General features: G+C 64.0%; 11 protein-coding genes. 3 read left to right on the top strand and 8 right to left on the bottom strand.

The window, feature by feature from the left end; all coding sequences use genetic code 11:
• The first annotated feature begins 453 nt into the window (after positions 1-453).
• Positions 454-2,637, top strand: a complete 2,184-nt coding sequence (gene uvrB / locus F4U94_RS08845; protein ID WP_120251209.1) for an excinuclease ABC subunit UvrB — start codon at positions 454-456, stop codon at positions 2,635-2,637.
• A 115-nt stretch (positions 2,638-2,752) separates the two neighbouring features.
• On the opposite strand, the gene F4U94_RS08840 is transcribed toward uvrB, so the two are convergent.
• The 4 genes from F4U94_RS08840 to ruvA form a co-directional block, all read right to left on the bottom strand.
• The gene (locus F4U94_RS08840) at positions 2,753-3,520 is read right to left on the bottom strand and encodes a 3-keto-disaccharide hydrolase (RefSeq protein WP_120252226.1); all 768 of its coding nucleotides are present in this window, start codon (positions 3,518-3,520) and stop codon (positions 2,753-2,755) included.
• Positions 3,521-3,634: 114 nt separating this feature from the next.
• A complete protein-coding gene (locus tag F4U94_RS08835) occupies positions 3,635-5,377 on the bottom strand; it encodes an AMP-dependent synthetase/ligase (protein ID WP_120251210.1) in 1,743 nt (580 codons plus the stop codon).
• A gap of 138 nt (positions 5,378-5,515) precedes the next feature.
• Positions 5,516-6,538, bottom strand: a complete 1,023-nt coding sequence (gene ruvB / locus F4U94_RS08830; RefSeq protein ID WP_120251211.1) for a Holliday junction branch migration DNA helicase RuvB — start codon at positions 6,536-6,538, stop codon at positions 5,516-5,518.
• On the bottom strand, positions 6,535-7,143 hold the full coding sequence (gene ruvA / locus F4U94_RS08825; RefSeq protein WP_120251212.1) for a Holliday junction branch migration protein RuvA: 609 nt from the start codon (positions 7,141-7,143) through the stop codon (positions 6,535-6,537). The genes ruvB and ruvA overlap by 4 nt, the downstream gene beginning before the upstream one ends.
• A 128-nt stretch (positions 7,144-7,271) precedes the next feature.
• On the opposite strand from ruvA, the gene F4U94_RS08820 reads away from it, so the two are divergent.
• The gene (locus tag F4U94_RS08820; RefSeq protein ID WP_120251213.1) at positions 7,272-7,847 is read left to right on the top strand and encodes a Clp protease/crotonase-like domain-containing protein; all 576 of its coding nucleotides are present in this window, start codon (positions 7,272-7,274) and stop codon (positions 7,845-7,847) included.
• Positions 7,848-7,914: 67 nt separating this feature from the next.
• Positions 7,915-8,541 (top strand): DUF1345 domain-containing protein, encoded by a 627-nt coding sequence (locus F4U94_RS08815; protein ID WP_120251214.1) that lies wholly within the window; start codon positions 7,915-7,917, stop codon positions 8,539-8,541.
• Here F4U94_RS08815 and thiL read toward each other — a convergent pair.
• From thiL to hisG, 4 genes are all read right to left on the bottom strand, one after another.
• Positions 8,538-9,452, bottom strand: a complete 915-nt coding sequence (thiL, locus tag F4U94_RS08810) for a thiamine-phosphate kinase (protein ID WP_120251215.1) — start codon at positions 9,450-9,452, stop codon at positions 8,538-8,540. The genes F4U94_RS08815 and thiL overlap by 4 nt on opposite strands.
• A 90-nt stretch (positions 9,453-9,542) precedes the next feature.
• Positions 9,543-9,989 carry a transcription antitermination factor NusB gene (nusB, locus tag F4U94_RS08805; RefSeq protein ID WP_120251216.1) on the bottom strand — a complete coding sequence of 149 codons (447 nt, stop codon included), beginning with the start codon at positions 9,987-9,989 and terminating at the stop codon, positions 9,543-9,545.
• A gap of 73 nt (positions 9,990-10,062) precedes the next feature.
• The gene (gene hisD / locus F4U94_RS08800) at positions 10,063-11,352 is read right to left on the bottom strand and encodes a histidinol dehydrogenase (RefSeq protein WP_120251217.1); all 1,290 of its coding nucleotides are present in this window, start codon (positions 11,350-11,352) and stop codon (positions 10,063-10,065) included.
• The gene (hisG, locus tag F4U94_RS08795) at positions 11,342-12,004 is read right to left on the bottom strand and encodes an ATP phosphoribosyltransferase (protein WP_120251218.1); all 663 of its coding nucleotides are present in this window, start codon (positions 12,002-12,004) and stop codon (positions 11,342-11,344) included. The genes hisD and hisG overlap by 11 nt, the downstream gene beginning before the upstream one ends.
• Positions 12,005-12,039 lie beyond the last annotated feature (35 nt).

The following is a 12,039-nucleotide window of genomic DNA, read 5'->3' as shown; positions in this document are numbered from 1 at the left end:
ATATTTTGAGCCGTCTCTTCAACCAGATCGGCGTAGAACTGGTCGATATCGTCGGCGGCGATCCCGACGGCATCTTTCTTTACGTCGAGATTGGAGAGGGTTGGATCAGCCCGAATATCTTCAAGGATGAAGGCGCCCAGATTCGTTATTTCGACGAAGACGACGAAATGCTGTCCGACCTGATTTGGGAAGCCTGGTATACCGAGTCAGATGAAGGTGGCATCAAGCGCTGGTCGATCATGGAATATGAAATCAAGGACGGGAAAGTCGATATCAGCTTCCGTTTTCCCGACGAAGTCAATGTCGAAACAATCAGCATGGAACGCCGTCAGGCCGCCCTGCGCGCGCGATTCGGCGACAAGCCGGTCGTCTATCCGCCCATGCCCAGGACTGCGTTCGAACTGAAGCCCTGATCCCGATTGCACCGCAGGCCCAAGACCCCATATTACGCCCATGTCGATTCAGATCCGCACCACGCTCGATGAACCGGAAACCGGCGAGGGTTTCGTCCCCCATCGCCCCGCGCGCCCCGAAAAGAGCGAGGGGGGGCGACCCTTCACGCTGGTCAGCGACTATGAACCATCGGGCGACCAGCGCACCGCGATCCCCGAACTGGTCGAACAGGCGCTGGCGGGCGAGAAGGATCAGGTGCTGCTGGGCGTCACCGGCTCAGGCAAGACCTTCACCATGGCGAAGGTGATCGAGGCGCTGCAACGGCCTGCGCTGATCCTGGCGCCAAACAAGATATTGGCGGCGCAATTATACGGGGAATTCAAGAGCTTCTTCCCCGACAATGCGGTCGAATATTTCGTCAGCTATTACGACTATTACCAGCCCGAAGCCTATGTCGCACGGTCGGACACCTATATCGAGAAGGAGTCGAGCGTAAACGAAAGCATCGACCGGATGCGCCATTCGGCCACCCGTGCGCTGCTGGAGCGGGACGATGTCATCATCGTGGCGTCGGTGTCCTGCCTGTATGGCATCGGCTCGGTCGAAACCTATTCAGCGATGACCTTTGCCATGAAGAAGGGCGGGATAGAGGATCAGCGGGAGATCATCCGCAAGCTGGTCGCGCTCCAATATAAGCGCAACGATGCAGGCTTTGCGCGCGGCAATTTTCGCGTGAAGGGCGACAATCTGGAGATTTTCCCGTCCCATTATGAGGACACGGCCTGGCGCATCAGCTTCTTCGGCAATGAGATAGAGGATATCGTCGAGTTCGACCCGCTGACCGGCAAGAAGGTTGCGAGCCTGGACTATGTGAAGGTCTTCCCCAACAGCCACCATGTGACGCCCGGCCCGACGCTCAAGCAGGCGATGGAAGCGATCCGGTTCGAGATGACCGAGCGGCTGAAGGAGCTGGTCGAGGAAGGCAAGTTGCTGGAGGCCCAGCGGCTGGAGCAGCGCACCAATTTCGATCTGGAGATGATCGCGGCGACGGGTAGCTGCGCGGGGATCGAGAATTACAGCCGCTTCCTGACCGGCCGCCTGCCTGGCGAGCCGCCGCCGACCCTGTTCGAATATCTGCCCGAAAACGCCATGCTGTTCGTGGACGAAAGCCACCAGACCGTGCCGCAGATCGGCGCGATGGCGCGTGGCGACCACCGGCGCAAGATCACGCTGGCCGAATATGGGTTCCGCCTGCCAAGCTGCATCGACAACCGCCCGCTGCGCTTCAACGAATGGGATGCGATGCGTCCGCAGACCGTCAGCGTCTCCGCGACGCCCGGCCCGTGGGAGATGGAGCAGACCGGCGGCGTGTTCAGCGAACAGGTGATCCGCCCCACCGGCCTCATCGACCCGCCGGTCGAGATCAAGCCGGTCGAGGATCAGGTGGACGACCTTATCAACGAATGTCGCAAGGTCGCGGCGCAGGGATACCGCACGCTCGTCACCACGCTGACCAAGCGGATGGCCGAGGATCTGACCGAATTCATGCATGAGGCGGGGATCAAGGTCCGCTACATGCATAGCGACGTCGAGACGCTGGAGCGTATCGAACTGATCCGCGACCTCAGGCTGGGCGTCTATGACGTGCTGATCGGCATCAACCTACTGCGCGAGGGGCTGGACATTCCCGAATGTGGGTTGGTGGCGATTTTGGACGCGGACAAGGAAGGGTTTTTGCGGTCCGAAACGTCGCTGATCCAGACGATCGGCCGCGCGGCGCGTAACGTCGAAGGGCGCGTGATACTCTATGCCGACCGGATTACCGGGTCGATGGAGCGGGCGCTGAACGAAACGTCGCGGCGGCGCGAGAAGCAGGAGGCGTACAATCTGGAGCACGGCATCACGCCGACCACGATCAAGCGCAATATCGGCGACATCATCGCCCATGTGTCGAGCAAGGATCAGGTTACGGTAGAGACGGGGCTGGAGGACCGCCCGCACCTCGTCGGCCATAATCTGCGCGCCTATATCGAGGATCTGGAAAAGAAGATGCGCACGGCGGCAGCGGACCTGGAGTTCGAGGAAGCCGGGCGGATTCGCGATGAGATCAGGAAGTTGGAGGCCGAGGAATTGGGCCTGCCCGCGCATGAACAGGTCGCGGCACCGCGTGGGCGGGCGACCGAGGGCAAGCCGGGGACGCGGAAACTGCGTTACGGGAAAGTGCAGAAGAAGTTCGGGCGGTAGGGCCAGATTTGAATCTGCGGCGCACCGTTCCGGCGCAGGCCGGGGTCCAGCACCACGCTCCCAACTGGGCCCCGGCCTGCGCCGGGGAACGGCTCCTTGTTTCTGCCCCTGCGTCCTAGTCCAACCGTTGCAGCTCGATATTCCTAAATTCGATGGGATGACCCTCGCCTTGCAGGGCGATATAGCCGCGCGTGAGTTGCAACGCACCACCCGCAGCGGCAATCAGAGGTTTGGCGTCCGCATCTTCCGGGTCGAGTTCGATAGCTGAATAGCGCAGCACCGGCTTCCCATCGATATAATGGGTGACGTCACCGGAAGGCAGCACTTCCAGTTCCGCCCTGGTCCAGCGACCGGCGGGCAATGGCGAGCCGCTGGCCAAGATACAGTGGCGCGGATCGCGCTTGCCGTCGAAAAGGACCGTGGTACCGGGCGTGCAGACATTGCCGCTCGGCTCTTCCGTCGGGCGCGGCGTGGCCAGCAGCTGCATTTCCAGACTGACGGGAAAATCCTGGTCACGGCGGATCGTCTCGGGCGGCTGGGCGTGGAACATCAGGCCGCTATTGGTCGCCTGCCATGATTTGATGCCGGGCAGGGATGTACCGAACAGGCGATATTCGAAGCGGATGCGGTAGGCGCCGAGCGGCGCCTTCCAGAACAGATGGCCGAACTCGCCATCGAAATGCTTGTACTGGGCGTGGGAGACGCGGATCGCGCCATCCTGCACGATGAACATATGGAGCGGATCTTCGCCCAGCGCGCGGCCGGTGATCTTGGGCGTCCAGCCATCGAGCGACTTACCGTCGAAGATAGGCTCCCATCGCGGTTCGGGGGCCGGCGCGGCGCCCATGAGCAACAGCATGGCCGCGATCGCATATATCCTCATCCGCCGATCGCCTTTCCCATGCGCTTCCAACAAGAGGTTATTGCGGGATCGCGGGCCGTTCGTCCAGAGGATTGGCCTTGCCGACGCGCCGCCTTGAACCTGGCCCGCTATGCCTTAGCCCTTGTACAGCGCGTCCAGGCGATCCGCATAGCGTTTGCGGATCACATGGCGGCGGATCTTCATCGAGGGGGTCATTTCCTCATTTTCGATGGTGAAAGGTTCGTCGGCCAGGATGAAGCGACGGACGCGCTCCAGCACCGACAGATCGTCATTCACCCGGTCCACCGCCGCGCGTAGCGCCGCCTGATAGGCGGGATTGGCGGCAACGCTGTCCAGTGCCACACCCTGTTCGATCGCCCATTCGCGGGTCCATTCGGCATCGGGCACCAGCAGCCCGACCAGATAGGGGCGGCGGTCGCCATGGACCATCGCCTGACCGATCTCGCTTTGCAGCGTCAACATGCCCTCGACCTTTTGCGGGGAGACATTGTCGCCCTTGTCGTTGACGATCAGATCCTTCTTGCGGTCGGTGATGCGAATGCGGCCCTTGGCGTCGATCTCACCGATGTCGCCGGTGTGCAGCCACCCGTCCTTGAGCGCCTTCTCGGTTTCGGCCGGGTTGCGCCAATAGCCATGCATCACCAGTTCGCCGCGTACGAGAATCTCGCCATCGTCGGCAATCTTCACCTCCACCCCGTCGAGCGGCGGGCCGACCGTGTCCATGGCGATGCCGGCCGACGGATAGTTGCAACTGATGATCGGACCAGCCTCCGTCTGACCATAGCCTTGCAACAAGGTAAGACCCATGGCGTCGAAGAAGAGGCCGACATCGGGGTTGAGCGGCGCGCCGCCCGACACCAGAGCCTTCATCCGACCACCGAAGCGCGCGCGAATCTTGGGGACGAGCGTGCGCGACAGCAGCGCCTTCATCGGCAGATCGAGAATCGATCCCTTGCCCGCCTGCTCCTTCGCCGCGATGCGCGTCGCCTGCCCCATCAGATAGGTGGGGAATTTGCCCTGCTTCTCGATCGACTTGATGATGCGGGTACGCAGCACTTCGAACAGGCGCGGAACCACGACCATGATGGTCGGGCGCGTTTCCTCGATATTGGATGCCAGCTTTTCCAGGCCTTCGGAATAATAGATCTGCCCGCCCAGCAGCATTGGCAGGAACTGACCGGCGCTATGTTCATAAGCGTGGGAGAGCGGCAGGAAGGAGAGGAAAACCTCGTCACCCCAGCCGAAATCCTCCGCCACCACCTTGCCCGCGCCTTCCACGTTGGAAAGGATCGCCCCATGATGCTGCATCACGCCGCGCGGCGCGCCGCCGGTGCCGCTGGTGTAGATGATGCAGGCCTGATCGTTGCGGGACACGGTCTGGGCGGCGGCGATCGCGTCCACATCGGCCGGATAGGCGGCGAGCAGGTCGCTCCACAAATGACAGGCGCAAGTGCCCTGCGCGCCCCGCAGCGGTTCCATGCCGATGATGAAGGACGCCTGCGATCGGACGACGGCGGGCATCAGCGCCTGTGCCAGCTTCGCGGTGGACACGATCACGGCGCGCGCGCCGCTGTCGGTCAGGATATGCTGGTGATCGCGCGTGGTGTTGGTGGTGTAGGTCGGCACGGTGATGCAGCCGGCCGCCATGATGGCGAGGTCCGCGATACAGAATTCGGGCCGGTTTTCGCTGACCAGCATCACCGGATCGCCGGGCTTCAACCCCTGCGCCTTCAGCGCGGCGGCAAGCGAGGCGACCTGGCCCGCGACCTCGGTCCAGCTCTGGCTATGCCATTGGCCGCCGCTCTTGCGCCAGAGGAAGGACGCGTCGCCCTTTTCCTGCGCGCGCGCAAAGAACATCGTTACCAGATTGGGGAATTTCTCGATGGCCCTCAAGGCTCGACTCCTGCGGTTTCCGGCACGTCTGATGCGCACCTATGCGTTAAGCAAGGCTATAACGGTGCCTTGCCGTAACGGCCACGCTTTTCCGTTTGTTTCCTAATCGAAGAGGCCGTTTTGCACATCCTGCGGCGGATTGATGCCCAGATGCTTCCAACCGGGGCCGTTGAGGCAGCGGCCGCGCGCCGTGCGGGCGATGAGGCCAAGCTGGATCAGATAGGGTTCGACCACTTCCTCGATCGTGTCGCGCGCTTCGGACAGGCCCGCCGCCAGCGTTTCCACGCCGACCGGCCCGCCGCGATAAATGTCGGCGATCATGATCAGATACCGCCGATCCATCAGGTCGAGGCCGAGATGATCGACCTCCAGCCGCATGAGCGCCGCGTCGGCGACCTGGCGATCGACGCTGGGCGCGCCCGCGACATTGGCGAAATCGCGAACCCGGCGCAGCAGTCGTCCAGCGATACGCGGCGTGCCGCGCGAACGGCGGGCGATCTCGATCGCGCCGTCGGGGGTAATGGCCAGGTCGAGCAGCCGCGCGGCGCGGCGCACCACCAGTTCCAGTTCGTCCACCGTATAGAATTGCAGCCGCACCGGAATGCCGAAGCGATCGCGCAGCGGCGTGGTGAGCAGCCCCTGCCGCGTCGTCGCGCCGACCAAAGTGAAGGGCGGCAGGTCGATGCGGACCGAGCGGGCCGATGGCCCCTCCCCGATCATCAGGTCGAGCGCGCGATCCTCCATCGCGGGATAGAGCACTTCCTCCACCGCAGGGTTGAGGCGATGGATTTCGTCCACGAACAGGACGTCGCCCTCATCCAGATTGGTGAGCAAGGCGGCAAGATCGCCGGATTTGGCGATGACCGGGCCGGATGTGGCGCGGAAACCCACGCCCATTTCCTTGGCGACGATCTGCGCCAAGGTGGTCTTGCCCAGCCCCGGCGGGCCGAAGAACAGCACATGATCCAGCGCATCGCCCCGCGACTTGGCCGCCTGGATGAAGATACGCAGATTTTCGCGCGCCGCCTGCTGGCCGACGAACTCGTCGAGCGATTTCGGTCGCAGCGCCGCGTCGACATCTTCGGGACGCCGGGCGGGGGTAATGAGGCGATCGTCGTCGGTCACTTCGCCGCCTTTCGCAGCGCCAGGCGCACCAGCGCGTCGAGGCTGGCGCCTTCGCCCAGATCCTCTTCGGCGGCGGCGACCGCCACGCTGGCCTCATGGGGTTTGAAGCCCAGATTCTGGAGCGCGGACAGCGCGTCGCTGCTGTGATTGCCGACCGGCATCGCCGTCGCGCCGCCTGCCCCCAACGGACCGCCGGTCGCCACCGCGCCGATCTTTTCCTTCAATTCATTGACGATGCGCTGGGCCAGTTTCGGGCCGACGCCATTTGCGCGCGCGATCATCGCCTTGTCCCCGGTCGCGATCGCGCGGTGCAGGTCATGCGGTTCCAGTGCGGACAGGATCGCCAGCGCCACGCGCGATCCCACGCCCTGGACATGGGTGAGCAGCCGATACCAGTCGCGCTCTTCCGCACGGGCGAAGCCGACCAGGCGGATCGCGTCGTCCGACACCAGCATTTCGGTGTGGATCGTCACCGCTTCTCCCACCGGCCCCAGGGCCGCGAGCGTACGGGACGAGGCGCCGACCAGATAGCCGACCCCGCCCACGTCGATGATGGCATGGTCGATGCCGGTGCTGTCCAGCAGCCCCTTGAGTTTCGCGATCATAGCTTCCGCCCTTTGGTCATGATCTGTTCTTTACAGCCTGTTGCGGCCCGCGCCAGTGGGAAAGCACGGCACCTTTTTGCGGCTGGCGCGTAGTGCAGGCCGACTTGTCGCAAAATTGAGGATCGCCGATGTTGATGACCGCCCCCCTGTTGTCGCCGAAGGATTTCGAATTTCCGTCGATCATGCTGTCGGGCGTGGTCGACCATGGCATGTATCTGCATTTCAAAAATTGCCTGTCCACCGCGCCGCAGACCGGCCTTGTCGTCGTGGAGATTTCCACATTGGGCGGCGATCCGGAAATTGCCCGGTTGATGGGCGAGGATATTCGTTTTCATTCCGATCTCTATCCCGATCGGCGGCTGGTGTTCATGGGGCGCACGGCGGTCTATTCGGCCGGCGCCACCTTCATGAGCTTCTTCGCGACGGAGAATCGCTATCTGACGCGCGGCACGCGGCTGATGATCCATGAGCGGATCATCACCAAAAATATCCAGCTGGCCGGGCCGCTGTCCACCTGCATCGCGACGCTGAAGGCGACGCTGAACGAAATCGAATCGTCGATCGAAATCCAGAATGAGGGCTTTGCCAACCTGATCCTGGGATCGCAGGTGACGATGGAGGAGCTGTTGGAGAAGGCGCCGGAAAACTGGTATCTGGAAGCCAATGAGGCGCAGGCGCGCGGGCTGATCGCGGCGGTGCTATAAGCCCCGTCAGTAAGCACCCGACAGTAACCTCTTGTCAGATGGGGCGCAGACGCCTTTGATATCGGGCATGCGCTCCTCTTCTCTTTTCCCCTGGCGTTATGGCATGTTCCTGGCGCTGCTGGCGCTTATCGCGCCGCTGGCGTTGATGCTGCCCTGGCATGAAGCGGCGATGGCAGGATTCGATATGGCCGCCGTCGCCTTCATGGCGTCCGTCGTGCCGTTGATCGACGCAGCGCCCGCCACGATGCGGCGCAATACGCAGGCGAACGATGCGAATCGAGAACTGATGCTGCTGCTGACCGGGATCGTCAGCCTGGTCATTCTGGTCGCGGTCGGCGTGGCGGTCAGCCAGCATGGCGGGCCGAATGGGTGGACGATCGCGCTATTGCTGGCGACGTTGCTGATCGCCTGGCTGTTTTCGAACCTCGTCTATGCGATGCACTATGCCCATAATTTCTACCTGCCCGGCGATAAGGGGCGCGATCGTAGCGGACTGGATTTTCCGGAGACGGACGAGCCGGGCTATTGGGATTTTCTCTACTTCGCCTTCACGCTGGGCATGACCTTCCAGACGTCGGACGTGTCGATAACGGCCAGTGGGATGCGCCGGACGGTGTTGTTCCAATGCCTCGCCGCCTTCCTGTTCAACCTCGGCATTCTGGCCTTCACCATCAACGTGCTGGGCGGCAGTTAGCCATGTTCCCAGCCCAGGCTGTCGGGCAGCGGGATGACGGCGCCGTCGATCTTCAGGGTCAGGCCCGATCCGTCGGCCACATGACCGATGGGGATCGCGCGCACGGGCGGTGCGACGCCATGGGGCAGAGCGAAGATTAGTTCATAATCGTCACCCGCCCGCGCCGCGGCGATTTGCACGGCGACGCTGGCACCCCGCACCTTTTCCAGTGCGACCGACAGGGGGATATGGTCGATGACGATCGCGACGCCGCTGGCCACGCCCATGCGCGATGCGTCGATCAGCAGGCCGTCGGACAGGTCCATCATCGCGCTGGCGACCGGCGCGAGCAACGCGCCTTCGGCAAGGCGCGGGCGCGGTCGGCGATAGGCCTCCACCAACGGGCCGGATGCGGCAGGGTCAGCAGTCGCCAGCGACAGGCCGATGCCCGCATCGCCGACCGGGCCGGTGACATAGAGACGGTCGCCCGGCTGCGCGCCGGTGCGGGTGGGGACAGGCCCGGTCGCTTCGCCCATCGCGGTCAGGCTGTAGCTGCGCGCGGAGCCGGCGGGCATCTTCACCGTGTCGCCGCCCAGCAAAGGCATGGCATGCCGGTCGAGCGCTTCGCCCAGGCCGGCGACAAAGGCTTCGTCCCACGCCTCGTCACCCGACAGCGCATAATTCAAAAGGCAGCCGACCGGCCGCGCGCCCTTGGCCGCAAGGTCGGACAGATTCACCGCCGCCAGCTTCCAGCCGATATCCTGTGGCGGATCGGTGGGGAGATAATGGACCCCCTCCACCATCGTGTCGCTGGTCAGGATCAGGCGGCTGGCACCAAAGGGCAGCACAGCCACATCGTCGCTCAGCCCCTGCGCGGCGGGATCGTTCGCCAGCAGGCGCAGCAGGGTGAGGAAGCGGGATTCGGCGGACATGGCCAACTCTAACGCATTTGCAGCAGCGCAGCGCCTGTTATGCGAAAAAGACGTTCCCCGGCCTGCGCCGAGGAACGATATTGCGGACAGTTACTTCCGCACGTCCTTCGACACGCCGTCGAGCAGGCCGTTGACGAAGCCCGATTCGCGCTTGTCGTAGAAAGCGTGGGCGACATCGACATATTCGCTGATGACGGTGCCGGTGCCGACATCCAGCCGGGCGAGCAGTTCATAGGTGCCGGCGCGCAGGATCTGGCGCATCGGCTTGTCGAGCCGGTCGAGGCTCCAGCCGCTCGACAGGCGGGCGGTGATCAGGCCGTCAATCTCGTCGCGGCGACGATCAACGCCCTGCACGATATCGTCGAAGAAAGGCTCTTCGGCCTGGGCGTAGGTGACGTCCTCGATCGTGGCGCCCAGGCGGTGCTGATGGAATTCGTGCAGCAGGATATGGACGGGGGTACCCTCCATTTCGAGCTGATAGAGCGCCTGGACCGCGGCGAGGCGCGCGGCGGAGCGGGATTTGGAGCGGTCGTTCATAGTAATTCCCTACTCCGTTCGGTTCGAGCTTGTCGAGAACCGCTTCTCGACTTCGCTCGAAGCGAACGGCTGATTATTTGAGGCGTAGCGCCACCGAAGCGGCATGCGCGGGCAGCCCTTCCGCCTGCGCCAGCGCGACCGCGGCGGGGCCGATCGCGCCGATGGCTGCGGGCGTGAGGCTGAGGAAGCTGGTGCGCTTCATGAAGTCCAGCACCGACAGGCCCGACGAGAAGCGGGCGCGGCGGCCGGTGGGCAGAACGTGATTCGGCCCGGCGACATAATCGCCGACGGCCTCGGGCGTCATCCGACCTAAGAACACGGAGCCGGCATGGCGCACCTGCGCGAAGAGCGATTCGGGATCGTCCACGGCCAGTTCCAGATGCTCGGCAGCCAGGCGATCGACCAGCGGCATGGCTTCATCGAAATCGCGCACGATGATGATCGCGCCATTGGCGTCCCAGCTGGCGCGGGCGACCGCGCTGGTGGAGAGCGTCGGGATCTGACGCTCGACGGCGGCAGCCACCGCATCGGCAAAGGCTGCGTCGTCGGTGAAGAGGATAGACTGGCTGGTCGGATCATGTTCCGACTGGCTGAGCAGGTCGGCGGCGGTCCATTCCGGGTCGTTCTTGCCATCGGCGACGACGACGATTTCCGACGGGCCAGCGACCATGTCGATGCCCACCACGCCGTAAAGCTGACGCTTGGCTTCGGCGACCCACGCATTGCCGGGACCGGTGATGACGTCCACAGGCTTGATCCGGTCGGTGCCGTAGGCAAGCGCGGCAACGGCCTGCGCCCCCCCTACCCGCCAGATCTCCTCGATCCCCGCAATCTGCGCGGCGGCCAGGACCAGCGGGTTGATCTCCCCGTTCGGGGTCGGCGTGACCATGGCGATGCGCTGCACGCCCGCGACCTTGGCGGGGATGACGTTCATCAGCAGCGAACTGGGATAGGCGGCGCGGCCGCCCGGCACATAGAGGCCCGCCGCATCGACCGCGTTCCAGCGCGCGCCCAGGCGAACGCCGGCCGAATCCACGCCGTCGCTGTCCTGCGGCTTCTGCTTTTCATGATAGGTGGTGATACGCGCGGCGGCGAGTTCCAGCGCGTCGCGCAATTCGGTCGAGATACCGTCGAGCGCCGCGCGGGTTTCCGCTGGGGTGACGGCCCAGCCGCTGACGTCCAGATCGTGGCGGTCGAAACGCTGCGTATAGTCGGCCAGCGCGGCGTCGCCGCCGGCGCGGACCGCCTTCAGGATCGCGGTCACATCACGCGACACATCCTCGTCCGCTTCGCGGCGGGCGTCGACCAGTGCGGTGAAGGCGGATGCGAAATCGGCATCGGTGGTGGAGAGGTTAAGCGGCATCCTTCACCCCCACGGCGGCGCGGAACGCCTCCACCAGCGGCGAGAGTTCGGCCGAACGCATCTTGTAAGCGGCGCGGTTGACGATCAGGCGCGCGCTGATCTGCATGATGATGTCGGTTTCAATGAGGCCATTGGCTTTGAGCGTCGCGCCCGACGAAACGAGATCGACGATCCGGCGCGACAGGCCCAGCGAGGGGGCCAGTTCCATCGCGCCATTCAGCTTCACGCATTCGGCCTGAAGCCCGCGCTTTTCATAATAGCGGCGGGTAAGGTGGGGATATTTGGTCGCGACGCGGACATGGCTCATCGCGGCCTGATCCTCGTCCGCGGCGTCCACCGGCTCGGCGACCGACAGGCGGCAATGGCCGATGTCGAGGTCTACCGGCGCGTAGAGTTCTGAATAGTTGAATTCCTCGACCACGTCGGAGCCGACGATGCCGATCTGCGCCGCGCCATGGGCGACGAAGGTCGCGACGTCGAAAGCGCGCACGCGGATGATCGACACGTCGGGCCGGTTGGTGGCGAAGCGCAGCGCCCGGCTCTTCTTGTCGTGAAACTCCGCCTCCGGCTCGATACCGGCTTTGGCGAGCAGGGGCAGCGCTTCATCGAGGATGCGGCCCTTGGGGATGGCGAAGGTGAGCGGGCGAGTCATGACGCGCGGGCCTTACGCGCGGGGGCGTAAAAGGG

The sequence above is a fragment of the Sphingobium limneticum genome (assembly GCF_008710155.1).
Lineage (GTDB): Bacteria > Pseudomonadota > Alphaproteobacteria > Sphingomonadales > Sphingomonadaceae > Sphingobium > Sphingobium limneticum.
Note: the sequence above shows the minus strand (reverse complement) of the source record. Positions and strands in the feature narration are given on the sequence as shown.